General features: G+C 60.4%; 22 protein-coding genes and 1 pseudogene. 13 read left to right on the top strand and 10 right to left on the bottom strand.

Annotation, left to right across the window (positions count from 1 at the left end; all coding sequences use genetic code 11):
* The 3 genes and pseudogenes from GR197_RS29490 to GR197_RS29480 all read right to left on the bottom strand — a co-directional run.
* A pseudogene (locus tag GR197_RS29490) lies at window positions 1–595 on the bottom strand (type I secretion system permease/ATPase); the annotation flags it as partial.
* 25 nt (window positions 596–620) lie between these two features.
* Window positions 621–2,672, bottom strand: a complete 2,052-nt coding sequence (locus tag GR197_RS29485; protein WP_164016048.1) for a hypothetical protein — start codon at window positions 2,670–2,672, stop codon at window positions 621–623.
* A gap of 134 nt (window positions 2,673–2,806) precedes the next feature.
* Window positions 2,807–3,784 (bottom strand): fibrinogen-binding protein, encoded by a 978-nt coding sequence (locus GR197_RS29480; protein WP_164016046.1) that lies wholly within the window; start codon window positions 3,782–3,784, stop codon window positions 2,807–2,809.
* Window positions 3,785–4,605: 821 nt separating this feature from the next.
* On the opposite strand from GR197_RS29480, the gene GR197_RS29475 reads away from it, so the two are divergent.
* Window positions 4,606–5,388: a helix-turn-helix transcriptional regulator gene (locus tag GR197_RS29475; protein WP_164016045.1), complete on the top strand. Its 783-nt coding sequence runs from the start codon at window positions 4,606–4,608 to the stop codon at window positions 5,386–5,388.
* Between the two features lie 48 nt (window positions 5,389–5,436).
* On the opposite strand, the gene GR197_RS29470 is transcribed toward GR197_RS29475, so the two are convergent.
* The gene (locus GR197_RS29470; protein ID WP_164016043.1) at window positions 5,437–5,757 is read right to left on the bottom strand and encodes a hypothetical protein; all 321 of its coding nucleotides are present in this window, start codon (window positions 5,755–5,757) and stop codon (window positions 5,437–5,439) included.
* Between the two features lie 387 nt (window positions 5,758–6,144).
* Between GR197_RS29470 and GR197_RS29465 the strand changes: the two genes are divergently transcribed.
* The 5 genes from GR197_RS29465 to GR197_RS29445 are packed head-to-tail and all read left to right on the top strand — an operon-like array spanning window position 6,145 to window position 11,552.
* A complete protein-coding gene (locus GR197_RS29465; RefSeq protein ID WP_164016041.1) occupies window positions 6,145–7,167 on the top strand; it encodes a UDP-glucuronic acid decarboxylase family protein in 1,023 nt (340 codons plus the stop codon).
* Window position 7,168: 1 nt separating this feature from the next.
* Window positions 7,169–8,152, top strand: coding sequence for a UDP-glucose 4-epimerase GalE (gene galE, locus GR197_RS29460; RefSeq protein WP_164016039.1), 984 nt, complete (start codon window positions 7,169–7,171; stop codon window positions 8,150–8,152).
* Window positions 8,149–10,017, top strand: a complete 1,869-nt coding sequence (locus tag GR197_RS29455) for a glycosyltransferase family 2 protein (RefSeq protein ID WP_164016037.1) — start codon at window positions 8,149–8,151, stop codon at window positions 10,015–10,017. Before galE ends, GR197_RS29455 begins: the two co-directional genes overlap by 4 nt.
* 35 nt (window positions 10,018–10,052) lie before the next feature.
* Complete coding sequence (locus GR197_RS29450) at window positions 10,053–10,580, top strand: DUF995 domain-containing protein (RefSeq protein ID WP_164016036.1); 528 nt, start codon at window positions 10,053–10,055, stop codon at window positions 10,578–10,580.
* 3 nt (window positions 10,581–10,583) lie between these two features.
* Window positions 10,584–11,552 (top strand): glycoside hydrolase family 26 protein, encoded by a 969-nt coding sequence (locus tag GR197_RS29445; protein ID WP_164016034.1) that lies wholly within the window; start codon window positions 10,584–10,586, stop codon window positions 11,550–11,552.
* A 64-nt stretch (window positions 11,553–11,616) separates the two neighbouring features.
* Here the strand turns inward: GR197_RS29445 and GR197_RS29440 are convergent, their stop codons facing one another.
* Complete coding sequence (locus GR197_RS29440) at window positions 11,617–12,903, bottom strand: ABC transporter substrate-binding protein (protein ID WP_164016033.1); 1,287 nt, start codon at window positions 12,901–12,903, stop codon at window positions 11,617–11,619.
* A gap of 145 nt (window positions 12,904–13,048) precedes the next feature.
* On the opposite strand from GR197_RS29440, the gene GR197_RS29435 reads away from it, so the two are divergent.
* The 3 genes from GR197_RS29435 (at window position 13,049) to GR197_RS29425 (ending at window position 17,087) form a co-directional block, all read left to right on the top strand.
* Window positions 13,049–14,098: a LacI family DNA-binding transcriptional regulator gene (locus GR197_RS29435; RefSeq protein ID WP_164016032.1), complete on the top strand. Its 1,050-nt coding sequence runs from the start codon at window positions 13,049–13,051 to the stop codon at window positions 14,096–14,098.
* A 125-nt stretch (window positions 14,099–14,223) separates the two neighbouring features.
* The gene (locus GR197_RS29430; RefSeq protein ID WP_164016030.1) at window positions 14,224–16,080 is read left to right on the top strand and encodes a DUF2264 domain-containing protein; all 1,857 of its coding nucleotides are present in this window, start codon (window positions 14,224–14,226) and stop codon (window positions 16,078–16,080) included.
* Window positions 16,077–17,087, top strand: a complete 1,011-nt coding sequence (locus GR197_RS29425) for a hydroxyacid dehydrogenase (protein WP_164016028.1) — start codon at window positions 16,077–16,079, stop codon at window positions 17,085–17,087. Before GR197_RS29430 ends, GR197_RS29425 begins: the two co-directional genes overlap by 4 nt.
* A gap of 30 nt (window positions 17,088–17,117) precedes the next feature.
* On the opposite strand, the gene GR197_RS29420 is transcribed toward GR197_RS29425, so the two are convergent.
* The 5 genes from GR197_RS29420 to GR197_RS29400 form a co-directional block, all read right to left on the bottom strand.
* A complete protein-coding gene (locus GR197_RS29420; RefSeq protein WP_164016026.1) occupies window positions 17,118–18,395 on the bottom strand; it encodes a Gfo/Idh/MocA family protein in 1,278 nt (425 codons plus the stop codon).
* A 41-nt stretch (window positions 18,396–18,436) separates the two neighbouring features.
* Complete coding sequence (locus GR197_RS29415) at window positions 18,437–19,267, bottom strand: sugar phosphate isomerase/epimerase family protein (protein WP_164016024.1); 831 nt, start codon at window positions 19,265–19,267, stop codon at window positions 18,437–18,439.
* A gap of 30 nt (window positions 19,268–19,297) precedes the next feature.
* Window positions 19,298–20,461, bottom strand: coding sequence for a DUF993 family protein (locus tag GR197_RS29410; RefSeq protein ID WP_164016022.1), 1,164 nt, complete (start codon window positions 20,459–20,461; stop codon window positions 19,298–19,300).
* A gap of 2 nt (window positions 20,462–20,463) precedes the next feature.
* Window positions 20,464–21,612: a Gfo/Idh/MocA family protein gene (locus GR197_RS29405; RefSeq protein ID WP_164016020.1), complete on the bottom strand. Its 1,149-nt coding sequence runs from the start codon at window positions 21,610–21,612 to the stop codon at window positions 20,464–20,466.
* 131 nt (window positions 21,613–21,743) lie between these two features.
* Entirely contained in the window at window positions 21,744–22,421 is a 678-nt protein-coding gene (locus GR197_RS29400) for a TetR/AcrR family transcriptional regulator (protein ID WP_164016018.1), read from the bottom strand.
* Between the two features lie 205 nt (window positions 22,422–22,626).
* Here GR197_RS29400 and GR197_RS29395 point away from each other — a divergent pair, with 205 nt between their 5' ends.
* The 4 genes from GR197_RS29395 to GR197_RS29380 are packed head-to-tail and all read left to right on the top strand — an operon-like array spanning window position 22,627 to window position 26,856.
* Window positions 22,627–23,913, top strand: a complete 1,287-nt coding sequence (locus GR197_RS29395; protein WP_164016016.1) for an ABC transporter substrate-binding protein — start codon at window positions 22,627–22,629, stop codon at window positions 23,911–23,913.
* Window positions 23,914–23,919: 6 nt separating this feature from the next.
* Window positions 23,920–24,879, top strand: a complete 960-nt coding sequence (locus GR197_RS29390) for a carbohydrate ABC transporter permease (protein WP_164016014.1) — start codon at window positions 23,920–23,922, stop codon at window positions 24,877–24,879.
* Window positions 24,872–25,759, top strand: coding sequence for a carbohydrate ABC transporter permease (locus tag GR197_RS29385; RefSeq protein ID WP_003544261.1), 888 nt, complete (start codon window positions 24,872–24,874; stop codon window positions 25,757–25,759). Before GR197_RS29390 ends, GR197_RS29385 begins: the two co-directional genes overlap by 8 nt.
* A 23-nt stretch (window positions 25,760–25,782) precedes the next feature.
* Complete coding sequence (locus GR197_RS29380; RefSeq protein WP_164016012.1) at window positions 25,783–26,856, top strand: Gfo/Idh/MocA family protein; 1,074 nt, start codon at window positions 25,783–25,785, stop codon at window positions 26,854–26,856.
* The last annotated feature ends 29 nt before the right edge of the window (window positions 26,857–26,885 follow it).

Below are 26,885 nucleotides of genomic sequence, written 5' to 3'. Positions count from 1 at the left end.
CGCCCCCGCCGCCCCCGGGATCGGAATTCTTGTCGTTTCCGCCTCCGCCGGTACGGAGACGCCTGTCGGTTTCGCTGACCGGACCGCTCTCGCCTTCGATGGTCTTGGCGAAGGGCATCGTCGGGCTCGATTTGAGCTCGATTTTCTCTTTCGGCAATTCGGGCACCGCCCGCGCCTCGATCTGCGGTTGGGCGAATGCCTCAACCGGTTTTGCTTCCACCGGCTTTTCTTCGACTGGTTTTGTTGGCGCCGGGCCCTGCATCACTGCGGCAGGAGCCGCCGGTTCTGCATTCCAGGCTTTCGGCAAGGCTTCCGGCATCATGGTCTTTTGCGGGAGGGGTGCCTGCACCGCGCCTGCACGTGCCATGCCGGCAGCGTCGCTTGCTGCAACATCGGCCGTTGCCTTGCTGCGATCGGGAGATGGAGCCGATGCGGTGACGCCGGTGAGCCGACGAAGGTTCTCGACCGCTTCGTCGATTGCAGAGAGGCACAGATCGGTCCTCGCCGCTTCCGAGGGAGCAGCGGAGGGAATATTGCCTGACCTCAAATCGAGGGCGCTGCCGGCTGCAAAGATTTGTTTCGAAATCTGGTTCATCGTGATGCTCTCACAATCCTTAAGGTCACGCGGTCATGGCTTGCATGACGTCGGCTGGATGCGCCGACGACCATGAAAGGTCATGCCCTGCATTGAGGACGCCATCGGCAGAATCGCCGCCCGCGGGATCGTCGTCGTTGAGAAAGGCGATGACTTCGTTGGCGAGCCTGTCGTCGGCCTGGTGCGGCTGGGTGGTGTCATGCTCTATCAGCCCGCCCTGAATGAGGATGGCGTCGGAGTAGAGCTGGCCTGCCAGATAGGTCGTCTGGCCGAAACTGTCATAATCGATGATCTCGGCGATATTGACGATCGCGTTGCTGCCGGTGTCGATCGTGACCGTCGCGTCGAGATTGTTCGCCAGAAGCGTCGAGGCCGCCTGGGTCACATCGTCGGAATCGCCGAGGATGCTGACCTGTTTTATGATCGTCATGTCGTAGAGATTGCCGGTGATGTAGAGCACGTTGAGGCCGGCATACCCTTGGAAATTCACATCGAACGTCAGCCCTTCCGGCATGTTGGGATCGCGATCTTCGATCGCTTTCTGGGTTTCGACCATATAGTCCGGCATCGCCTCGAACGGGCTGCCTGTTCCGACATTGTGGATCGAAGCGTAATTCCAGATCAGATTGCCGCCGGTCTGTATGTCGGCGCCGGGACCGGCGCCGTCTCCCGCCCGCACCCAGTCATTGTCGTAGAGCAGCGAGATCTGCGTGATGCTGTTGATGTCGAGCACATTGCCGCCGACGATCACCAGATCATATTGCATGCCCATCCCGAAAAAGGAGGAGAGGTTGATGGAGGTATTGCCGCCGGTCAGAACCGTGGTTTCGGATCCCGAGGTGGTTACCGTCATCGTGTCGTTGTCGCTGACGAAGTGATACTGCTCGACCCACTGTACGAAGGAGACATCGCCGTCGATGACACTGACGCGCCAGCTGGTCGGGAACGTCGGATCGGCAGCATCGCTTTCGCCATGGCTCGATGCTTCGAAGGTGCTTTGCTGGAAGACGGCGATATTCTTGGCGACCGTCCCTGCTTCCTCGGCGGAATGGCCGGAGGAGCGCAACGCCGAGGCGATCTCGTCATTATCGCTGTAGACGAAGGATTGGGAAACTGCGTCGATCTGGTGGTAGTTGCCCATGACCGCGGTGACCGAGGCGATGACGCCGGTATTGATCACCGAGGCGACGTTGACGAGGAAGTTTGCACCGGCGGTCACCTCAAGGCTGTTGCCGCTCGGGTCGGTCAACTCAACGGATGAATTGCTGTCGTGGGGCTCCTCCGGGAGTTTGGCGAGACCGCGGTCGGGCAGGAAATCATCGAGGACGGGTATGTCGGCCTCGACCTTGCCGTTGACGTACGCGGTGTTGATCTCGGGATCGATGCGGATGAAATCATGCGTGGCGTCGGCGCTAGGCGGCGTTGCGCCACTGTCCTCGCTGTCCCCACCGTCCTCGCTATTGTGGGCATTCTGGATATCGCTTTCGAGATCCTGGGCGATCTTCAGGGCGCCGTCATAGGTATCGGTTCGGTGGAGGTCCGCAAAAGGCGTGAAGATTTCGGCCTGGGTGCTGAACTCCGCCAGCCGCTCGATGACGAAACTCGTGTCCCGAGGGGCATGGATACCGTCGGTCATGTCGAGATAGTCGTCGTCGTAAAGCACATTGACCTGAACGACATGACTGATCGCCGAACCAGGCCCGGCAAAGACATTCAGTTCCGGCTCATCCGAGAGGATGATATCGGTCGGCGCGCCGAAATGCGGTAACGGTATGTCTCTTGCGGCAATCGCCGCCAGCTTTTCGATACTCTCTTCGAAGACGCGGCCCAGATGGCGCGCCGGGCCATATTCGATATCGTAACTGCCGCTTTTGTAGATGATAGCGGGATCGTAGTCCTTGAGCTGGAGATTGGAAGAGAAGCCCGCGGTAAAAGCGTCCTGATCCGGCAGAGCCGGTCCATCGTCGCCGGGTCCTGCGCCTTCGGCATAGTTGGTGCGCGCCCTCATCTCTTCGGTGGTCGTCTCGAAGAGGCCGATGAAGTGCGCAATGATTTCCGAAATCTTCTCGATATGCATGGTTCGGCCCTCCCATTCGAAATGACGATCGGCCTTGGAGGCACCCCCGGGGCGCCGTGGTCGGTCGTCAAACCGTTTTCAAGCAATCAAACTGCACCGGCCGGAGCCGGTGCAGTTCGTCTTGGTCGTGGAGGTCAGTGTCCGGTGCTGGTATCCTCGCCAACGTCGGAGACATGGGAATTGCCGCCGATGACGCTGGAGTCGACTGTGTTGCTGAGCAGGTTCGCACCCTGAACGAGCTCGAGGTGGAAGCCGGAATTGGCAAGGATTGCCGAAGCATCGGCCGTGCTCGTGCCGGTGGCGTCGTCACCGGCCTTGAGATCCCAGCCCCTGCCGTCCATCTCCATGCCTTCTGCGCTATCGGCGGTGCCGGCAGTGGCGTTCAGGTGGTTCTCAGCTCCCCCGTTGTCCATCTTGATGTTCCAGGCATTATCCTGGTCAGCCAGATGGTTCGCCTGGACAGCGCTGAAGCCGCTGTCGTTGCCTTCTCCGCTCAGCGAATTGTTCAGGATGCTGTCGACGTCGAGCGTGAAGGAAAAGTCGTCGCCGAGGTTGAAGGTGAGGTCATGGCCGGCAACGCCGAGATTGTCGAAGTCCTTGACGTCATCGATCACAGCGAAATCGGTATCGGTTTTGTTGAAGCTGTCAGCGGTGTTGTTGCTGTCGGAGATCGTCTTGGTGTCGGTATCGGTAATGGTCTTGATGTCGGTATCGGTCACGGTTTTCGTATCGGTATCCGTGATCGTCTTGGTGTCATTGTCGCTGTACGTCTTGCTGTCATAGCTCCAGTCGTAATCGGTTTTGGTGTCGGTGATCGTCGTCGTCTTGGTGCTCGTATCGTCGTCGGACTTGTAGCTCCAGTCGTAGTCGTAGTCGTTGTCGCGGTTGTCGCCGTTACTGGCGGAGATATCGACATCGGCCGTGACGTTCACATCCACGCTATTGTCGGTATTGTCACGATTGTCGCCATTGGCGACGCCGCCGACATAACCGGTCGAGCCATCGTCGACTTCCGTTGAATTGATAGCGCTGTTGGCAAAACCGTCGGCAAGCGCTCCGACTTTCGTGATTTCGTCGCCCGGCGACGGGCCGTGCTTATAGTTGTCAGACATCGAAGTTCCTCCAGAAAAAAACCGGAGCAGCTTTTCGAAATCCCTCTCATCTCAAATGGGATTTTGCTCGCGCTCGCTCCGATGCGGTTAACATCGGCAGATGTATTCGAAACCAGTCATCTGCAGCTTCGTCGCGATTTGTTGGTCAAATCGTTGGTATTGGGACCGTATGTACTCAGTACAAGGCGTACATATCCAGCTCCGCATCCTGAAAGGGATAAGGAGTACTCGGGTTTTATTGTCGTTGAGTTGCCAAAAATGGATATCAAGTATCAAAAACACACGCCGATACCTGGATCGTCCATGTCGCCACTTGGACGACGATCACAGATTGCTGGAAAAAATGCGGAGCCGATAGCTATCAATTAGGGCTAAGGCGGATTGCTAGCCCCTATCGCTGGAGCGTTGAAAGGTCTTCGGCGGCGTGCCGCCGCGCCGCGGGAATCCAGAACTTTCTGCGCTCGCCGTTGGGTTGAGAGCAACCATTCAATGGCTGCTCGCCTCCTGCACGACACTCCATGCAGGACGAAAATATAACAATCTGTACTGAAATATTACATCAAGCTTTGATCTATATTGGGAGCAGACATAACCTCGAAGTACCCATCACAGTAAAAATACAACCAACGCTTAGTATATTATCGTTTTTTGCCCGCTAAAACTAATCACTTTGGGCCATTTCCTTCCCTCTCAATCCGTATTAACATAATTAAGAAATGTCTAAAAAATAAAGCGGTGACATCCGGGGCCGGCATTTCATACTATTTAATACCCGCCATCGCTCCAAGTTTGAGTAAAGTGTAACGCTAGGGGAGGCGTATATGTTCATGACAGGCTCAGGGACGGAGAATACTGACCAGGGAAGGAAGTTAGATTCATCTGGAAATACCATACTCGTAGTAGCCAAGGCGGACCTGTTCTCGGAGTGCATGGTAGAGGCGCTGGCAAAGAAATTTCCGAACTGTGAAGTGGCAAGCATAACGAGCACAAAGCCGATGCTGGAAAAAGATGCCAGTGATATAAAGCTCGTTTTATTCTATCATATACCAGGGCCTGAGCTTCATGAAGCACTGCAGGCTGCCCGCGAAAACCATCCGGAAACATCAGTCGGACTTGTCGTCGAGGCGATCGATATGCTTGAGCCCTATGTCAGCCGGCTGGTGGAAGCAAGGATCATCGATGGCGTCCTGCCGCTCAACCTGCGTCTCGATGTCTTCATGGCCGCAGTCGATCTGCTGATGAAGGGCGGCGAACATTTTCCGTCAGCACTTCTCAATCGCCTCACCAACAAGAACGCCCAGCTGGAGCCCTCGCTCTATCAGACAAAGTCGGTCGATGCGGCGCGCAGCAATGCACTGAAGCTGAGACGCGACAGCATCTCCAGTTTGACCACCCGGGAGGTTCAGATCCTGGATCTCATCTGCAAGGGCACGCAAAACAAGATCATCGCCGACAAGCTGCATCTTTCCGAAAATACCGTGAAGGTTCACGTGCGCAACATCTACAAAAAGATGAACGTGCGAAACCGCACGGAAGCTGCGTCCCGCTTCTTCAATGAGCATCCCGCCGGCGATGACGACATGTCCGGCCGGTGGCGCAACTGACCGAAACGCGTATCGCGATGTTGGGCGACATGCTTTAACGCTGTCGCTTCAGATCGAGGGGCGCGCGAAGCAGTGCGACTTCTGTCCGAAGCCGCTTGGCGAGCAGATATAAGGCGCCGAGCCGTGATAGGCGACGTGAACGGTTGCCGCAGCAGGGCGTTCGGGCCGATCTGCCGGATAGGCATAGTCTTTCGAGACACGCGGAGCCTCGACCACGACGACGCTTTTTTTCGCGACGACGGCTATGTCGTCGTCAGCGACCGCACAGGCACTGGGTCCGATCGCCAGAAGCGTCGTTCCCCAGGCGAACATCGCAAAACGAAATAGACCCCAGCCTTTCGGCTGCGCTGCATCTTGTTTTTTCAACATGGCAAAATCCCTCGCACATGGCGCTTGCGGATGCAAGACCGGTCGCGCAGTCCGGCGCGGCCAACCTTCCTCATTTCTTCTACATCGGCTGTATTGAGTGAGGCTTAAGCGACCTCATCCTACCCGTGCCACGTAAAAAACAATAATAAAATGATTAATCACTTATTATTCTTAAGAATAGTTGCGTAGTTATTTTGGATAGTCAGAATTTTTGAAGTTGACGTTAGCCGTAATCGTCTTATTGTTTAAATAGTAATCCAGTCATCCGAAGAATAACTCCAAAGTTATTCATGTTGAGATAGTCGATACAATGAATATCCAGCCGGATGAGGAGAAGTGCAGTGCATAAATAAATCAAAAGACTAAATACATGGGAAGGAGTTTGTCATGCGTAGTTTCGTTCCCAGCGAAGGAAATTCTGAGGTAACTCGTATACCGGTGCTCAAACAGGTGGGCACCGCTCTTGTCAATGGCGGAGCCGGCTTCCTCGGTTCACATCTCTGCGAAAGGCTGCTGCAGCGTGGCCACCGCGTCATCTGCCTCGATAATTTTTCGACCGGTCGCCGCGTGAATGTCGATCACCTCGCCGCGGACGCCCGTTTTCACATGGTCGAGCACGACGTTCGCCAGCCTTTCGATATCGAAGCGTCGCTCATCTTCAACTTTGCCTCGCCCGCCTCCCCGCCCGATTATCAGCGGGATCCTGTAGGAACATTGCTCACCAACGTGCTCGGCGCCGTCAACACCTTGGATTGCGCCCGCAAGACCGGTGCTGTCGTCGTTCAGTCCTCGACATCGGAAGTCTATGGCGACCCGAGCCAGAGCCCGCAGCAGGAATCCTATTGCGGCAATGTCAATCCGATCGGACCGCGCGCCTGTTACGACGAAGGCAAACGCAGCGCCGAAACCCTGTTCTTCGACTATCACAGGACTTACGGCGTCGACATCAAGGTCGGCCGTATCTTCAACACCTATGGGCCGCGCATGCGTCTGGATGACGGCCGCGTCGTCTCCAATTTCATCGTGCAGGCCCTGCGCAATGCAGACCTGACGATCTACGGCGATGGTCAGCAGACCCGCTCTTTCTGCTATGTCGACGATCTCGTCGAGGGCTTCCTGCGTTTCTCGGCCGCCGGCGACACCTGCCACGGCCCGATCAACCTCGGCAACCCGGCTGAGATCACCGTTCGCCGCCTGGCGGAAATCATCCGCGACCTGACAAATTCCCGTTCCCGGATCGTTCACCTGCCTGCGGTCACCGACGACCCCCGTCAGCGGCGGCCGGATATTTCCCGAGCCTTGGCCGATCTTGGCTGGCAACCCCGCGTCGGCCTCGAAGCCGGCCTGGCGCGCACCGTCGATTATTTCGACGGGCTGCTCGCCGAAACCGAGAAGGCGGAGGTCGTATGAGATGCCCCGCTACATTCTGGTTACCGGCGGCGCCGGTTTCATAGGCAGTCATATCTGCAAAGCGCTGTCGCGCGCCGGCATGATCCCGGTGACCTACGACAATCTGTCGACGGGACATGCCGACAGCGTCCGCTGGGGGCCGCTCATTCGGGCTGAGCTAGCCGACGCCGCCACATTGCGCCGGACCCTTGCCGAGTTTTCGCCGGATTGCGTCATTCATTGCGGTGCCAATGCCTATGTCGGCGAATCCGTCGAGATGCCCAGGAAATATTACCGCAACAACGTTGTCGGCAGTCTGACGCTGCTCGAGGCCTGCCTCGATCAGGATATCAACCGGATCGTCTTTTCGAGCAGCTGCGCCACCTATGGCATTCCCGCCTCGTTGCCGATACGCGAGGAGAGCCCGCAGCTGCCGGTCAACCCCTATGGTCGCACCAAACTGATCTTCGAGATGGCGCTCGAGGATTTTGCCGCCGCCTATGGCATCCGCTTCGCCGCCCTGCGTTATTTCAACGCGGCCGGCGCCGATCCGGAGGGTGAGCTTGCCGAGCGGCACCAGCCGGAAACCCATCTCATCCCCCGCGCCCTTCTCGCTGCCGCCGGCAGGCTGGAGAGACTGGATATCTTCGGCACCGACTATGCGACCGAGGACGGAACCTGCGTGCGCGACTATATTCACGTCAGCGATCTCGCGCAGGCGCATCTTGCCGCCGTCAATCATCTGATGGCCGACGGCGGCTCGCTCAGCGTCAACCTCGGCTCCGGTCGCGGCACCTCGGTGCGCGAGATCCTCGAAGCCATCTATCGCGCGACCGGGCGTGAAGTCCCTGTCCGCTATCGCCCCCGCCGGGCCGGCGATCCGCCGATCCTCTTTGCCAACACGGCGAGAGCGAAGGCGGAACTCGGCTTCGCGCCCACCCTATCGGATATCGATACGATCATCCGCACCGCCGGCCCGACCTTTGGACTGGAGATGACGGCGTGAGCAACGTTTCGCGAATCGGCCACGGCGTCAGGACGGCGAAAGCCGCCACCGAGGATGCATTCGAGCCTGTTTTTACCGGCTGGAACCGCGTCGCCTATGGTTTCGGCATCCTTTGCTGGCTGGCCGCACTGGGGTTTTTCTGGATCTGGTGGTGCCAGTCCGCCCATATCATTTCCTGGACCGCCTTTGTGCTCATTACTCTCGTACTGGGCTGGATCACGCTCGTGCCGGCCTATTTCATCCTGATCTTCCTCGATGCAAGGGCGGTCAGCCGCCGCGCTCGGCTGCCGGTAGGGCGGGTGGCGATGGTCGTCACCAAGGCGCCGTCCGAGCCTTTTGCCGTCGTTCGCGCTACGCTTCAGGCAATGCTCGATCAGACCGGCGTCGAGTTCGATGTCTGGCTGGCCGACGAGGATCCTTCCGAGGAGGCCAGGCGCTGGTGCGCGCAGCACGGCGTGCTGATCTCCACCCGCAAGGGGGTGGCGGAATATCATCGCGCAAGCTGGCCGCGCCGGACGCGATGCAAGGAAGGCAACCTTGCCTATTTCTACGACCATTTCGGCTATGAGCGTTATGATTTCGTCGCCCAGTTCGACGCCGATCATGTGCCGACGCCGACCTATCTCCGTGAAATCCTGCGCCCCTTCGCCGACCCTGAAATCGGTTATGTCTCCGCGCCGAGCATCTGCGATGCCAATGCCGGTACGAGTTGGGCCGCGCGCGGCAGGCTCTATGCCGAGGCCAGCCTGCATGGTTCGTTGCAGACAGGTTACAACAATGGCTGGGCGCCGCTCTGCATCGGTTCCCACTATGCCGTTCGCACGGCCGCACTTCGCCAGATCGGCGGCCTCGGCCCGGAACTCGCCGAAGACCATTCGACGACGCTGATGATGAACGCCGGCGGCTGGCGCGGCGTGCATGCCGTCGATGCGATCGCCCATGGCGACGGCCCGGCGAATTTTGCCGATCTCGTCGTCCAGGAATTTCAGTGGTCGCGCAGCCTCGTCACCATTCTGCTGCAACATTCCAGCCGTTATGTCGTCCATCTGCCCTGGCGGCTGAAATTTCAGTTCGTGTTCTCGCAGCTGTGGTACCCGCTGTTTTCCGCCTTCATGGCCGTCATGTTCCTGCTGCCGGTTGCCGCTTTGCTGACAGGACATGTCTTCGTCGACGTCACCTATCCGGATTTCCTGCTGCATTTCCTGCCCCTATCGGGGGTGCTGACGCTGTTTTCCGTCTTCTGGCGGGCGACGGGATCCTTCAGGCCGCATGATGCGAAACTTTTCGGCTGGGAGGGGCTGGCTTTCATCTTCCTGCGCTGGCCGTGGTCGCTCGCCGGCAGCCTTGCAGCCGTTCGCGATCATATCTCCGGCTCCTTCGTCGACTTCCGCATCACCCCCAAGGGAAAACAGCAGCAGCAGTCTTTGCCGCTACGTGTCGTTGCCCCGTATATCGCGCTCGCCGGGCTTTGCGTCGTCGCCATGGCGCTGGCCAGCGACGTCGCTGCCGCTCAGGGCTTTTACATTTTCGCCGCGATGAACCTCTCGATCTATCTGTCGCTGGCGGCGCTGATCGTCGTTCGCCATGCGATCGAGAACGGTCTGCCGCTGCTGCCGCAATCACACGGGCTGCGGCTTGCCACCGCCATGGGGCTTGCGCTCTGGGTTGCCGGCGGCATGCAGCTGGGCAGCCATGGCCTCAGCAGCCTCGAAGCTCTTTCCCATGGTCAGCCGTTCATCAGCTTCACCGAATCACACTTTGCCGTGGCCGGCGCCGGCCTCGGTGGCGGCAAGACCAGGATCACGAAATTCCGTCTCAAATGGAATGGGTTCGGCAACATGGGACGGGACGAACAGGGTGTGTAGCCGGCAGTCCGGCGAGTGTCGAACAGGAGGATGTCATGCGTATCGGATCGAAACTTTATGGAGCAGCCCTTGCTCTCAGCCTGTGTCTGCCAATCGCGGCACATGGCGCCGAGGCAGCCGGCAAGACGGCGCGGGCGACGGTGCCGCTCAGCGCCTATGAGCTCTACCGCATCTACGGCGACAAGACCTGGGTCTGGAACACCGGCGGCGGTCGCTTCGTCGATGACGGCCGGCGGTTCGTCGCCTGGACGGATGACAAGGGCAAGCAGTCCTTCGCCGAAGGCACATGGGTGGTCGACGATCTCGGCCAGCTCTGCATGCGCGCCACCTGGACGAATGCCGAAGGCGCGGCCCGCGCCAGCACCTGTTTCGGCCATCGCAAAATCGGCGACACGATCTATCAGCGGCGCCAGCCGGACGGCAATTGGTACGTCTTCCGTCATGCGTCGGTGCGCGGCGATGACGAGTTTGGCAAGCTCGTTCCCATGGATTGGGTCAGTGCGAAAGCGCGTGACCTGAAGCAGGCCTTGCTGAGCCAGGAAGTAGCCCGAAAAGGAGGGTGAGCCATGAAGAAGCCAATGAAAAAAAACCTCTCGACTGCAGCGATAGCGGTGCTCCTGCTGTGTGTCGCGGATATGCCGGGCCGAAGCGAGATGCAATATGCGGGCATTGTCCCGAACCCGGCGGCAGGCGTTCAGACGATCATCGATAAACGCCCCGTTCTTCATGCCGATGGCATCAAGTTCGGCGCCTACGATCCACATGGTGATTTTGGCGCGCAATCGAATGTCGCGACCGAAGCCCTGTTCCTGCCTTGGGAGGACGTCGATCTGGAGACGCTGCGCGTTGCCGATGCCTATGCGCAGGCCAGGGGCCGCAATCTGCTGATATCGGTGGAGCCGTGGTCCTGGGACGTCGACTGGCGGCTGACCTCCGGCCAGCTTCGCCAAAAGGTTCTGCGCGGCGACTACGATGTCAACATGCGTGCGATCGCACAAATGATATCCCAGCTGAAAAGCCCGGTGATCGTCCGCTGGGGCCAGGAGATGGAAGACAAGTCCGGGCGGTTTTCATGGTCCGGATGGAACCCGCAGGACTATATCGCGGCCTACAAGCGCATGATGGATATCGTCCGCCAAGAGGCGCCCGGCACCAAGCTCATGTGGTCGCCGAAGGGCGAGCCAGGCTTGCAGGACTATTATCCCGGTGATGATTATGTCGATCTGGTCGGGCTCTCGGTCTTTGGCCTGGAACGCTACGATGAGCTTGCCTACAGCAAGCATCGAACGTTTTCGGAAGCGCTGAGGCAGGGTTACGATCTCGTTGCCGGTTACGGAAAGCCGATCTGGGTGGCCGAACTCGGCTATCAGGGCGGCGACGCCTATGTCAGGCCCTGGATCGAAACCGCGACGCTGAAGCAGAGCGCCTTTCCGAACCTTCAGGAAGTCGTCTATTTCAACGACCGGGATGTGAATGCCTGGCCGTTCGATCTCGGCCGGCCGGACTGGCGGGTCGTCGAAGGCCTGGCCAACTGACCGCCCGGAAAAGAGAAAGGCCCGCCGGGGTTTGCGGGCCTCTCCTCTCATGTCGGGCGATCGATCAGCCTTTGATCGTCGCCTTACCCTCTTCGATAAGCCGGGTTGCCGCCTCGGCGGGCAAAATCCGTTCGAAGGCGAGTTCGTCACAGATCGGGCGCAGCACGCGCTGGTCGAACTGGGTTGCGCCCATCGGCACCGGCGGTGGATATTCGCCGACCTGATCCTTGAGAAGATTGACGTATTTGACCGTTTCCTGCTCCGTCGGGTTCAACTGCGGCAGAATGGCTTCGCGCACGGCCGGGGACATCGGCACGCCGCGCTCGACGCCGAGAATCTTGCCGGCCTCGATATCGTTGACGAAGAAGTCGATGAATTTCGCGGCCGCCTCGCCGTTCTTCGTCGTGGCGCCGAGGCTCCAGATCAGCGCGGGACGGTAGTAGTGGCCCGACGGCCCACCCTTCTTTTCCCGCGGCAGCATGGTGATGCCGAGCTTGTTTTTGATGATCAGCTGGTAGCCGACCATCTGGTTGGAATAGGCCATGCCGATCACCGATTTGCCGACACCGAGGCTATTGGTGTCGATGGTGTTCTGATCGAGCGTCTGGACGTCGGCAGCAACGGTGCCTCCCGCCTTGCGCAGCTTTTCCCAATAGTCGAACCATTCCGTGGCATCGTCGGCCGTGAAGCCGAGCCCGACGGTTTCCTTTGCAAAAAGGCTCTTGCCGCGCTGGCGCAGCCAGGCGTCGAACACATAGGCGTAGCGGGCCGCATAGGGGCCGCCGCTCTTGCCGGAAGATTTTGTGAGTTCGACGGCGAGCTTGGCATACTCATCCCAGGTAAGGTCGGGTGTCGGCAGCGGGATGCCCGCCTTTTCGAATTCGACCGTGTCGAAGAACATCGAGAAGGAGTTGAGGCCGAGGCCGACACCATAGAGTTTGCCGTCGATGGTGGTCAGTTTCAGCATGTCGGCACCGAAGGACTGGACGTTCAGGGTCGAAGGCAGGAATTCGTCGAGCGGCAGGCAGGCGCCGCGCTTGGAATAGTCGGAGATCGTTCCCGGCTCGAGCTGGAAGACGTCGGCGATCGAACGGCCGGCCATCTGCGTTGCGAGTTTGGTCCAGTAGCCGTCGCCCGAAAGCGATTCACCGACGATCGTGACGCCGGGCGTCTTCGATTGGTAGAGCTTGGCGACCTCCAGCGTGCGCTTGGCGCGGTCGTTCGATCCCCACCACATGGCGCGCAGCGACGCGTCCTCGGCAAAAGCCGGAATTGCGCTCCCCGCGCCGAAGGCGAGGCCGGCGGCTGCTCCGGCGGAACCCATCAGAAATGAACGGCGGTTGACCTGCATGATATCCTCCTCCTTGTCGCATTATGCCCGCGACCATCCTCCAAGGGCGTTGGCGTGCATTTCGCAACAGATTACGCAAAAAAATAATTATTGCAATAAATAACGTTTATCTTGCAATTTTGCATAATTTGCATAAGGTTTGCCTATGGCTGACCAAAAAACCAATGATCAAGAAACCAACGACCAAAAAACCAGACGGCCGCGTCAGGCCGATATCGCCACATTGGCCGGCGTCTCCGTCTCAACGGTGTCGCGTGTGCTTGCCAACGAACCCGGCATCAGCGAAACCGTGCGCCGCCAGATCTTGAAGGTGGCGGCTGAGCACGGCTATCCAGTGAAATCGGCGACCGAAGCCGTTGCCGGCGGCCTAGCGCTGATTGCCAGCGACGGCGCCACCGGCGGTCTCAGCGTTTTTTATGAGGCGATCGTCGAGGGCCTGCGCGCCGGAGCCGCCGAAGCGGGCATGCCCTTCGAAATCCGAATGGTGCGCGAGGATCGCATCACACCGGACGCCGTGCGCGACTATATGCAGGCAGCAGACGCCGAAGGTCTCTTTCTGGTCGGCATCGATCCGAACGAGATGCTGCGTGACTGGCTGCAAGACACCATGACGCCGGCCGTGCTTGTCAACGGTACCGATCCCAGAATGCAGTTTGATGGCGTTTCGCCGGCTAATTTTTTCGGTGCCTATGAAGCGACCAGCCGAATGATCAAGGCTGGCCATCGCCGCATCCTGCATCTGAGCGGCTCGCACCGCTACACGATCCGGGAGCGTATCCGCGGTTTTGAGGCTGCGGTGGCCGCCGTCCCCGACGCCGAGGGCCGTTTCGTGTCTCTGGTGCTGGAGGGCAGCGCCAGCCGCGAGGCGCATGAACGCACGGCCGCGGTCCTTGCCGAAAATGCCGGTTTCACCGCCGCCTTCTGCATGAATGATTTCATCGCCGTCGGCGTGCTCGAGGCCGTCACCGAAGCCGGTCTGCGTGTTCCTGAGGATTTCGCGATCGTCGGCTTCGATGATCTGCCCTGCGCGCTGATGACCAATCCGCGGCTTTCCACCATGCGCGTCGACCGCGCCGCCCTCGGGCGAGAGGCCATCTCGCTGATGCTGTCCCGTTTCCGCAACAGGACGGCGCCGGCGCGCCACATTTGCCAGGCTGTCATTCCCGTTGCGGGAGGGACCGTTCGGAATGCCTAGAACAGAATGATTTAGGCCGATCCGGCCGAAATCATCCTGATCTACATCAAAGAGTTAGAGCATGATGTCGTCCGAAAACCGCTCACACTTTTCGGCATCATGCTCTAGAACCGTGAGTGATGCCGATGACCTATGATCCCGCCAGCGCCAACCCGCTTGCAGGCAATCCGCTCGAAACCCGCGCCGATATGAGCCGGGCTCTGCTTGATCTCTTCGATCCGCTGCTTGCCTGTTTTTCCAAAGGCAATGCCCGAGTCAGGTTGAGCGGCGCTGCCGCCCATTTCGACCGGGCGGCAGCCGATCTCGAAGGCTTCGCCCGGCCGCTCTGGGGATTGGCGCCGCTTGGCGCCGGCAACGGCGACTTCGCCCACTGGCATCGATTTGCCGAAGGTCTCGCAAACGGCACCGACCCCGCCCATCCGGAATATTGGGGAACGGTCAACGGCCGCGATCAGCGCATGGTCGAGCTTGCCGCTCTCGGTTTTGCCCTGGCGCTGGTGCCGGAAAAGATCTGGGAACCGCTCGATGCGCGCGCCCGCAGCAATGTTGTCGCCTATCTCAAACATGCGCGACAGTTCGACTATGCCGACAACAATTGGAAGTTTTTCCGGATCTTCGTCGACATCGCGCTCGATCGTCTCGGCGCCGATTTCGACCGCAGCCTGACCCGGCAATATCTGCAGGAGCTCGAAGGTTTCTATATCGGCGACGGCTGGTATCGCGACGGAAACGTACGCCGCATCGACCATTACATTCCCTTCGCCATGCATTTCTATGGCCTGATCTATTCCAAGCTCGTCGACGATGATTACGCAGAGCGCTACCGCGAGCGCGCCATCCTCTTTGCCCGGGACTTCCGCCACTGGTTTGCCGCCGATGGCGCGACAATCCCCTTCGGCCGCAGCCTGACCTATCGCTTTGCCTGTGCCGGCTTCTGGTCGGCGCTCGCCTTTGCCGATGTCGAGGCGCTGCCTTGGGGCGAGGTCAAGCATCTCTGCCTGCAGCATCTGCGCTGGTGGAAGGATAAGCCGATCGCCGATCGCGACGGCGTACTGTCGATCGGTTTTGGCTATCCGAACCTGCTGATGTCGGAAGGCTACAATTCCGCCGGCTCGCCCTATTGGGCGCTCAAGGCCTTCCTGCCGCTCGCCATCGCCGAGGATCATCCGTTCTGGACCGCTGAGGAAAAGGCGCCGGAGCAGGCACCTTCTATCGTCCCCCAGCGTCATCCCGGCATGGTGATGATGCGGGCGGGCGGCGATGTCGTGGCACTGTCTGCGGGCCAGGAAAACCTGCAGATGCGTTTCGGCACGGAAAAATACGCCAAGTTCGCTTATTCCACCCGCTACGGCTTCAGTGTCGAATCCGATGAGCGCGGCTTTGCGCTCGCCGCCTTCGATTCGATGCTGGCCTTCAGCGATGACGGCCTGCACTACCGCGTGCGCGAAACGAACGAGCAAGCCAAGCTCGCAGGCGAGGTGCTCTATGCGAAATGGTCGCCTTTCCCCGCTGTCGCTGTCGAAACCTGGCTGGTACCCGCAGCCCCCTGGCATATCCGCCTCCACCGGATCAGCTCAGACCGGCCGCTGCGCATCGCCGAAGGCGGCTTTGCCATCGGCCGCCGGGATTTTGAGCTGGACAGGCTGTCGGCTTCGGATGGGGCTGCCTACGCGATCGGCAAAGCCGATTTCACTGGGATCCTCGATCTCGGTTCCTCGGTCAGGCGGGCCGGGCTTGCCCAGAAGGCGCAACCCAACACCAATGTGATCGTTGCGAAAACCATCGTGCCGCAGCTGCGCGGCCAGATCCCGGCCGGTGAAACCATCCTGGTGACGGCAGTGCTGGCGCTCAACGATCCCGCCGCTGTCTCCTCTGCTTGGATGAAGCCGCCGAAGGCGCCCGACATCGCAGCGCTGGAGGCCCTGGTGCGGGAAAAGGGCGTGAGCGTCAGCGCCATCGAAGCCCCGGGACAGATGCCATGAGCCGCCCGGCCATTATTCTTGCGATGGAGCCCTCGCGTACCGAGCACGTCCTGCCGGAGGAAATCTTGCGCCGGCTGGACGGCATAGGCCGCCTGCTGGATTCCGAGCCGCTGCAGCGCCTTGACGACCAGCGTGCGCAACGCCTGCTGGCGGAAGCCGAAATCCTGATCACCGGCTGGGGCGCGCCCTATGTCGGGCCTGACATTCCTGCCGCAGCAACGCACCTTCGCCTCATCGTTCATGCGGCGGGCACAGTAAAGGGCGTCATCGACGACAGCATCTTCGGAGCCGGCATCGTGGTCAGCCATGCGGCCGAGGCCAATGCCGTGCCCGTCGCCGAATTCACGCTGGCGGCGATCATCTTCGCCGGCAAGCGAGCCTTCCGGTTCCGCGATCTCTACATTGCTGACCGCAACCGCGACCGGACCTATCCGATGCAGCGGGAAGCGATCGGCAACTACGGCCGCACCCTCGGCATTGTCGGCGCCTCACGCATCGGCCGGCGGGTAATCGAGCTGTTGAAACCCTTCGGCTACAGGCTGCTGCTGTTCGATCCCATGCTTGATGCCGCAGAAGCGGCCGGCCTCGGCGCGGAGAAGGTTGGGCTCGACGAATTGATGCGCCGCGCCGATATCGTTTCCCTGCACGCGCCGTCGCTGCCCTCAACCCGGCATATGATCGACGCGCGAAGATTGTCGCTGATGAAGGACGGCGCAACGCTGATCAACACCGCGCGCGGTATCCTCGTCGATGAGGCGGCGCTGCTGTCGCAGCTGAAGACCGGCCGCATCGATGCGGTCATCGACGTCACCGATCCGGAGATCCCGGAGCCCGGCTCGGTATTCTACGATCTGCCGAATGTCTTTCTGACGCCACATATTGCCGGCGCCATCGGGCTGGAACGGGCGCGCCTCGGCGAAATGGCGGTGGACGAGGTCGAGCGCTTCATCACCGGCCGGCCGCTGCTTTACCAGATCCACCAGGCCAATCTAGAAAACATCGCCTGAGACGCGTCGAGCGACCCAGGCGACGAGATATCAGCGTGATGTCCGCAGCGAATTCGGCGACCCGTCATCGGCAAGTTCGGGCATCAGGTCGGCAATATTGACCACCTTGCCGATGCGCGAGCTGGTCAGCGCGGCAATGCCGCAGAGCACGGACATGGCGCCGGCCCGCGTGCCGGCGCGCTGGGCGAGCCGGTCTTCCATATCGGGCTTGAAGATCATGTTGCGCATCCGGTCGTCGCCGCCGTAATGGCCGCCGGTGAAATGCGGAACGACGATGCTCTCGACCGCCTCCTTGCCGTTCGGGAAATTGCGGATGAGCAGGATCGTGTCCTGCTTCGGCTCTTCCCAGGGCTGGGCCTCGTACTGGCGAAGCTCGATGCGTCCTTTGGTGCCGTTGAAGGCGAGGTGATGGCCTTCGATCGGCTGGAAGGTATTCAGTGAATAGGAGACATGGACGTTGTTGCGATAGCGCAGGCTGACCACCATCGTATCGGGAATATCGATATCCTCGCGGAAGACGCACCCGTCGCGGAAATAGCCGTCAATCCTAGAGGGATCTTCATAGAGCTGATCGAGAAAGGAATCCTTTTCGATATCGAGATAGTAGTCGCATTCATGCGCGTGCGGACAGAGCTTGCAGCGTGGCCCGCGGAACGGCCCTTTGCGGCCGTAGTTCTGCAGGTCGGCGAAGGATGTGACCGCGTCGGGATCGCTGTCGAGATACCAGTTCAACAGATCGAAATGATGTGTCGCCTTGTGGACGAACAGGCTGCCGGAATTTTCCGTATAGGCATGCCAGCGTCGGAAGTAGTCGGCGCCATGCTTGGTGTTGAGATACCAGTGAAAATCGACGGAGGTCACCCGACCGATCTCGCCGCTGTTCAGCAGCTCCTTGATCTTTGCGGCCGTCGGCGCGTAGCGATAGTTGAAGGAGACGTCGACGCGGCGACCGGTGCGTTTTTCGGCATCGAGAATCCGGCGAATTTTCTCGACCGAGGTGGTCATCGGCTTTTCGGTAATGACGTCGATACCGGCCTCCAGCGCCCGCACGACGATATCGTCATGCGTATGGTCGGGCGTGCAGACGATGACCAGATCCGGTTTCTGCTCGGCGAGCATGGAATCGATGTTTTCATAGAGCGGCGCGTTGCTGCCGATCATGTTGCGGGCGCGCTCGCCGCGCAGCGAATTCGTCTCGACGATGGCTGTGAGGTCGACATGTTCGCGCCAGCCGGCCAGCAGATCCTTGCCCCACATGGTGGTGCCGCGGTTTCCGGTGCCGATCAGGGCAAAACGGCGTTTCTCCATCGAATGAACCTCCTGCATGCGTGATGAAACGAATATTGAAATCAAATCTGGCAGCAGCTTCTGAAGCGCTCGACGCAGGTGGCGATCACCTCATCGGCCGGGCGTTTCCACCAAGTCTCGGCCGAAAAGATTTCCACCTCCTGCGCGCCGAAGAAACCGGCGGCCTCGACCATTTGTCTTATGCCCTTGAGGTCGATGACGCCATCGCCCATCATGCCGCGGTCGAGCAGCATGTCCTTGGTCGGCACCAGCCAGTCGCAGATGTGATGGGCAAAGATGCGTTTCATCCGTCCGGCGCGGGCGATCTGGTTGGCAAGATCGGGATCCCACCAGACATGGTAGACGTCGATCGCGACGCCGACATCCTCGCCGAGCGGCTCGCACATGTCGAGCGCCTGGCCGAGCGTGTTCACGCAGGACCGGTCGGCGGCATACATCGGATGCAGCGGCTCGATGGCGAGCTTGACGCCGGCAGCCTGGGCGTGCGGCAGCACCGCGGCAATGCCGTCGAACACCATCTGGCGGGCCGCGACGATATCTCTCGAAGCGCCCGGCAACCCACCGACGACGAGCACCAGGCAATCGGCCGCGAAGGCCGCCGCCTCGTCGATGGCGCGTCTGTTGTCGTCGAGGTTCTTCTGCCAGTCGGCGTCGTTTGCCGCTGGAAAGAAGCCGCCGCGGCAAAGCCCGCTCAGCTTGATGCCGTTCGATTTGACGATCCGCACCGCTTCATCGAGGCCGGCTTTGGCGACTTGGTCGCGCCAGGGCGCGATCGAGGTGATGCCGTGCTTCAGGCAGATATCGACGGCTTCGGCAAAACCGCATTGCTCGCGGATCGTCGCCAGGTTGATCGAAAGTCCTTCGACCTGCATGTCATTCTCCTCCCATCGTCGTGCCTGAGATCAGTGAACGCCGTGGACGGCAAGCACTTGGCGCATGCGCGCTGTTGCCAGTTCCGGATCGGCCAGAACCCGCGCCTTGTCGGCCAAGCGGAAGAGCTCTGCCAGATGCGTCAGCGAGCGGGTGCTCTGCTGGCCGCCGACCATGGTGAAATGGTCCTGCAGGCCGTTGAGATAGGCGAGGAAGACGACGCCGGTCTTGTAGAATCGCGTCGGCGCTTTGAAGATATGGCGTGACAGCGGCACAGTCGGCTCGAGCAGATCGAAGAACTCGTGGTTGCTCTTGCGGCCGAGCGCGTCGAGCGCAGCCGACGCTGCCGGCGCGATCGCATCGAAAATCCCGAGCAGCGCGTCGGAATGGCCCTCTTCGTCGCCGGCGATCAGTTCGGCATAGTTGAAGTCGTCGCCGGTATACATGCGCACGGCTTTCGGCAGCTGCCGTCGCATCGTCACTTCCTTTTCCTTGGAAAGCAGCGAAATCTTGATGCCGTCGACCTTGTCGGCATGCGCCTCGATCACCTCGAGGCAGGTGGACATCGCTTTGAGGTGATCGCCGTTGCCCCAATAGCCCTCGAGCGCCGGATCGAACATCTCGCCCAGCCAATGGATGATGACCGGTTCTTTGACCTGGCGAAGGATGCGGTCATAGACCCTGACATAGTCGTCCGGTCCCTTGGCGGCGACGGCAAGCGCCCGGCTCGCCATCAGGATGATCCGGCCGCCGGCTGCCTCCACCGTTTCGATCTGCTCCTCATAGGCCTTGAGGATCGTGTCGACGGTCACGTCGGGTCCCGGCGTCAGATGGTCGGTGCCGGCGCCGCAGGCAATCAGCGCATCCTTGCGGCCCGCCGCTTCGCCAAGCGCCCGGCGGATGAGGTCGCGCGCCTCAGGCCAGCCGAGACCCATGCCGCGCTGCGCCGTATCCATCGCTTCGGCGACACCGAGGCCGAGATCCCAGAGCCGGTGGCGGAAGGCGAGCGTTCGGTCCCAGTCGATCGCCGGCGTCAGCCAGGGATCGTTGTCGGCGAGCGGATCGGCGACGACATGGGCGGCGGCAAAGGCGATGCGTGGAAAGGCCTTGGCGTCGCGCTTCTTCAGTTCGATCGGCGTGCCGGTCAGCGTGTAGGGGACGATCTTGCCGTCGAGGGGGAGATTGATCGTCGTCACGGTCAGAACTCCAGTGCGGGAACGTCGAGCCAGCGGCGCTCGGCCCAGGATTTCAGGCCGAGTTCGGCCAGCTGCACGCCCTTGGCGCCGGCTTCCAAGCCATAGGGCCATGGCGCATCTTCGACGACGTGGCGGATGAACATCTCCCACTGTGCTTTGAAGCCGTTGTCGAAGCTCTGCGTGTCCGGAACCTCGTCCCAGGTCTTGTAAAAGTCGATCGTCTGTGGCTGGTCGGGGTTCCAGACCGGCTTCGGCGTGTTGACGCGGTGCTGGCTCCAGCATTTCGTCAGGCCGGCGACGGCCGAACCATGCGTGCCATCGACCTGGAAGGTGACGAGGTCGTCGCGGCGCACGCGTACGGCCCAGGAGGAGTTGATCTGCGCGATGGCGCCGCCGTCGAGCTCGAAGGTCGCATAGGCCGCATCATCGGTATCGCAATCATAGGGCTTGCCCTGCTCATCGATGCGACGCGGAATATGCGTGGCGCCGAGGCAGGAGACGGCCTTCACCTCGCCGAACAGATTGTCGAGCACGTAGCGCCAGTGGCAGAGCATGTCGAGAATGATGCCGCCGCCGTCGCCCTTGCGGTAGTTCCAGGACGGACGCTGGGCGGGCACGCCCCAATCGCCTTCGAAAACCCAATAGCCGAATTCGCCGCGCACCGAGAGGATCTTGCCGAAAAAGCCGGAATCCCTGAGCAGCGCCAGCTTGCGCAGGCCGGGCAGGAACAGCTTGTCCTGCACGACGCCGTGTTTGAGCCCGGAGCCGCGCGCCTTGCGGGCAAGGTCGAGTGCCACCTGCAGATCGTCGGAGATCGGCTTTTCGCAATAGACATGCTTGCCGGCATCGATCGCCCTGGACAAAAGCTCGGCGCGCATCAGCGTCGTGCCGGCGTCGAAGAAGATCGTGTCGTCGGGATTGGCGAGAGCGGCATCGAGGTCGGTCGACCAGCGCTTGATGTTATGCTTCTTTGCCAGCTCTTCCATCTTGGCGCCGTTGCGGCCGACGATGATCGGGTCGATCTCGAGTTTCTCGCCCGATTTCAGCGTGATGCCACCCTGATCGCGGAAGGCGAGGATCGAACGCACCAGGTGCTGATTGTACCCCATGCGGCCGGTAACGCCGTGCAAGATGATCCCCAAGCGTGCCATTTTTTCCTCCCTTGCAATTTTTTGCGGCGGGAGCGGGCATCCGGCCCGACCCTCCCAAGTCGGTAACTAAACAGTTACTTGATGGCAGAAGAGCAGCGAGGCTGTCAATAGTCAAATCCTGTTTTCGGGATTCAGCCCTTGATCGAGGCGAGCGTCACGTGGACAATATGCCTTTCCCAGGCATTGAGATGCGTCGGCTCGATCAGGTCGCGGCCGAAGATCGTCGAAAGCGTGTACTGGTTGGACAGGTAGAAATAGCCGAGCGAGGCGATCGTCAGATAGACGTGCAGCGGATCGGCGGTCTCGACGAAGACGCCTTGCTTCTTTCCCCGCTCGAGGACATCAGAAAGCTCGCCGATCAGATGCGAATGCAGTTCCTTCAGCCGGACGGACTGGCGCAGCCAGCGGGCGCGATGCAGATTTTCCGTGCCGAGCAGGCTCAGGAATTCCGGGTGCTGGAGGAAATAACGCCAGGTGAAGAGCGCGAGTTCGCCGATGCCTTCTTCCGGGCTGCGGTCGCCGATATGAAGCGCACGTTCGGCCGTGCGGATGCCGACATAGGCTTCTTCGAGCACTCTGAGGTAGAGCTGCTCCTTGTCGCCGAAATAATGGTAGAGCATGCGCTTGTTGGTCCCGGCGCGCTCGGCGATGCCATCGACGCGGGCCCCGCCCATACCGTTTTCGGCAAATTCCCGGGTGGCCGCTTCCAGGATCGCGGCGCGCGTCCGCTCTGGATCGCGTTGCGCCGTGCGTTCCTGAGATGGGCGCCGGGAGCTTTTCTTTTGCCCGTTTTCCCCGTTGTCGTTCATCGTTTCCCCTCCGTCTCGGATGTTGCGCTCATAAGCCTTCGGTGCGAAATTGTAAAAACCGAATTTGGAAGGGCTGCCAGCAACAACCGACACCCCGCTTGACACGCTTGCCGCTTTGCTCGTAGCTTGTAACCAATTAGTTATTTATGCAAGGATAACTACATCGGAAGCGTGTGGAGGCGCTTCCCCTTAGGAGGAGGAAAAAATGAGCCTACGTGTAAGCAGACGCAACTTCGTGGCGGGAGGCGCAACGCTTCTTTCGCTTTCGGCGCTCGGAACCAGCGCTTTGGCACAGGAAACGCGCCTGCGTCTCCTGTGGTGGGGCTCGCAGCCGCGCGCCGACCGCACCAACAAGGTCTCCCAACTTTACCAGACAAAGAATGCCGGTACGTCGATCACCGGCGAATTCCTCGGCTGGGGCGATTACTGGCCGCGTCTTGCGACCCAGGTCGCCGGCCGCAATGCGCCCGATATCATCCAGATGGACTATCGCTATATCGTTCAATATGCGCGGCGCGGTGCGCTTGCGCCGCTCGAATCCTACATGCCGGCGAAGCTGAACCTTGATGATTTCGACAAGGCGCAGGTCGAAGGCGGCAGTGTCGACGGCCATCTCTATGGCGTCAGTCTCGGGGCGAATTCGGCCGCGACGGTGCTGAACACCACCGCCTTCAAGGAAGCGGGTGTCGATCTGCCGACACAAGCGACCACCTGGGAAGAGTTCGGCCGCATGGGCGTCGAGATCACCAAGGCGGGCAAACGCAAGGGCATGTTCGGCATCGCCGATGGCAGCGGCGGTGAACCGCTGTTCGAAAACTGGCTGCGTCAGCGCGGCAAGGGCCTCTATACCGCCGACGGCAAGATCGCCTTCGATGTCGACGATGCGTCGGAATGGTACGACATGTGGGCCAAGTTTCGTGAGGCCGGCGCCTGCGTTCCTGCCGACGTCCAGGCGCTCGACAAGAACGACATTGAAACCAACACGGTATCGCTCGGCAAGTCTGCGGCCGGTTTTGCCCACTCCAACCAATTCGTCGCCTATCAGGCAATGAGCAAGGACAAGCTGGCGCTCACCAACTACATGCGCATCAAAGCAGATTCGAAGGGCGGCCATTATCGCAAGCCTTCGATGTTCTTCTCGGTCTCGGCCCAGTCGAAATCGGTGGATCAGGCGGTGGACTACGTCAATTTCTTCGTCAAGAACCCCGAGGCAGCGGTGCTCCTGGATGTCGAACGCGGCATTCCGGAATCGGCCGCCATGCGCGAGGTCGTCGCGGCGAAGCTCGACGAGAATGGCAAGGTTGCGCTTGCCTATGTCAGCGGCCTTGGCGATCTCGCCGGCAAATTGCCGCCGCCGCCGCCGGCCGGGGCCGGTGAGGGCGAGTTGATGTTGCGTAACATCGCCGAACAGGTCGGCTTCGGACAGCTGTCTCCCGCCGATGGCGGCAAACAGCTCGTCACTGAAATCACGCAGATTCTCGCACGAGGCTGATCCCGTATGAGCAATGCGATGCGCACGCCCGCAGGGGCCATATCAGTGGAAAGCTATCAGGGGGCCGTGGCCGAAGGACGCTTCCGGCGTCTCTGGAATGCCAATGCTCCCGGCTATCTCTTCCTTTTGCCATGGCTCATCGGCTTTTTCGGGTTGACCCTCGGGCCGGCCCTGATTTCGCTCTACCTCTCCTTCACCGACTTCGACATGATTCAGTCGCCGCGGTGGGTGGGGGTGGCGAATTACGTGCGCATCGCCACGGCGGATCCGAAATTCTCGGCCGCCATGCACGTAACCCTGACTTATGTCGTCTTATCGGTGCCGTTCAAGCTGACCTTCGCCTTGCTGGTCGCCATGGCTTTAAATCGCGGCCTGCGTGGGCTGCCGATCTATCGCGCCATCTTCTACCTCCCCTCACTGCTGGGTGGCAGCGTGGCGATCGCCGTGCTCTGGCGCCAGCTTTTCGCCAGCGACGGCCTGATCAACGCGGCGCTTGCCCAGATCGGCATCGAGGGGCCGAGCTGGATCTCGCATCCGAATTATTCGATCTACACGCTGGTGGCGCTGTCCGTCTGGCAGTTCGGCTCGCCGATGATCATCTTCCTGGCCGGCCTGCGCCAAATCCCGCAGGATATGTATGAGGCCGCAAGCCTCGACGGCGCCTCGAAATTCCGGCAATTCTACAAGATAACACTGCCACTTCTGACGCCGGTGATCTTCTTCAACGCCGTCGTCCAGACGATTGATGCCTTCAAGGCCTTCACGCCCGCCTTCATCATCTCCGGCGGCACAGGGGGTCCGATCAACTCGACGCTCTTTTACACGCTCTACCTCTATCAGGAAGCCTTCGGCAATTTCCGCATGGGCTATGCCTCGGCGCTCGCCTGGATCCTAGTGGTGATCATCGCGATCTTCACTGCCTTCTCCTTCCTGACCTCGCGTTATTGGGTGCACTACGATGACTGAGATGACCGCTTCCGTCACTGCGGCCAGGCCGCCATCGGACATCACCAAGCGCAGCCTGCCGGCGTCGCTCATCATCCACGCCCTGCTGATCGCCGCATCGCTTCTGATGCTCTATCCGCTGTTGTGGATGGTTTCGGCATCGGTCAGGCCGGAAACCGAGATCTTCTCGTCGACCTCGCTGATCCCGTCGTCGATCGATTTCTCCTCCTATGCGCGCGGTTGGGTCGGCCTCGATGTCAGCTTCGGCCGGTTCTTCTGGAATTCGCTGGTCATTTCGCTGCTGGTGGTGACGGGCAATGTCATCGCCTGTTCGCTGACGGCCTTCGCCTTTGCGCGGCTGCGGTTCGCGGGTCGCAATTTCTGGTTCGCGATCATGCTCGGCACGCTGATGATCCCCTACCACGTGACGCTGATCCCGCAATATGTGCTCTTCCTCGATCTCGGTTGGGTCAACACTATCCTGCCGCTGGTCGTGCCGAAGTTCCTGGCAAGCGATGCCTTCTTCATCTTCCTGATGGTGCAGTTCTTCCGTGGCATCCCGCGCGAACTCGACGAAGCCGCCATGATGGATGGCTGCAGCGCCTGGCGCATCTACTGGAAGATCATGTTGCCGCTGTCGCTGCCGGTGCTGGCGACGGCCGCGATCTTCTCCTTCATCTGGACCTGGGACGATTTCTTCGGTCCGCTGATCTACCTGAACGACATGAACACCTACACGATCCAGCTCGGCCTGCGCACCTTCGTGGACTCCACCAGCGCATCGGATTGGGGCGGTCTGTTCGCCATGTCGACCCTGACACTGGTGCCGGTGTTCTTCTTCTTCCTGTTCTTCCAGCGTCTGCTGATCGAGGGCATCGCCACGACGGGCATGAAGCGTTGACGGCGATCGCGGGAAGGAACGACATGAGCATCAAGACGGTGGCGATCGTCGGCTGCGGCATCGGCCGCTCCCACATCGTCGAAGGTTACCTGCCGCATTCCGACAAGTTCGAGGTCGTGGCGATCTGCGACCTGAACGGAGAGCGTCTGGCGTCAGTCGGCGACGAGTTCGGTATCGAACGCCGCACCGCCTCTTTTGCAGACCTGCTGGCCGACGACACCATCGACATTATCGATATCTGTACCCCGCCCGGCATTCATCTGGAACAGGTGGTTGCGGCACTCGCGGCCGGCAAACATGTCGTCTGCGAAAAGCCGCTGACCGGCTCCCTGGCCGGTGTCGATACGATCATGGCAGCGGAAAGAGCCGCCAAAGGCGTGCTGATGCCGATCTTCCAGTATCGCTATGGCGACGGCATTCAGAAGGCCAAGCGGATCATCGATGCCGGCATTGCCGGCAAGGCCTATACGGCTTCGGTCGAAACCTTCTGGCTGCGCAAGCCGGAATATTACGCCGTGCCCTGGCGCGGCAAATGGGCGACGGAACTCGGCGGCGTGCTCGTCACCCATGCGCTGCATCTGCACGACATGATGATGCATCTGATGGGCCCGGCGGCAAGGGTCTTCGGCCGTGTCGCCACCCGCGTCAACGATATCGAGGTGGAAGATTGCGCCTCCGCCAGCCTGCTGATGGAAAACGGCGCCTTTGTCTCGCTGTCCTGCACGCTTGGTTCGCAGGAACAATTGAGCCGGCTAAGGCTGCACTTCGAGAACGTCACGTTCGAAAGCAGCCACGAGCCCTACACCCCAGGCAAGGATCCCTGGAAGATTATCGCGGCGAATGACGACGTGCGGGAAAAGATCGACCGGGTGATTGCCGACTGGCAGCCGGTCGCGCCGCGTTTCACCACCCAGATGGGCCAGTTCCACGCCTTCCTCAGCGGCCAGGGGCCGCTGCCGGTGACGACGATGGATGCCCGCCGCGCGCTGGAACTGGTGACAGCCATTTACCAGTCTTCCGACAGCGGCGCCGACGTGCCGCTGCCGGTCGGTCCTGACAGCCCGAAATACGCCGATTGGCGCGCAAGAACGAAGTAACCGATAAATAAAACGAGAGGGTTTTGAGA

Origin of the sequence: Rhizobium phaseoli, from assembly GCF_010668805.1 — a bacterium.
Lineage (GTDB): Bacteria > Pseudomonadota > Alphaproteobacteria > Rhizobiales > Rhizobiaceae > Rhizobium > Rhizobium phaseoli_A.
The sequence above is the reverse complement of the archived record's forward strand: the minus strand, read 5'-3'. Positions and strand labels throughout refer to the sequence as shown.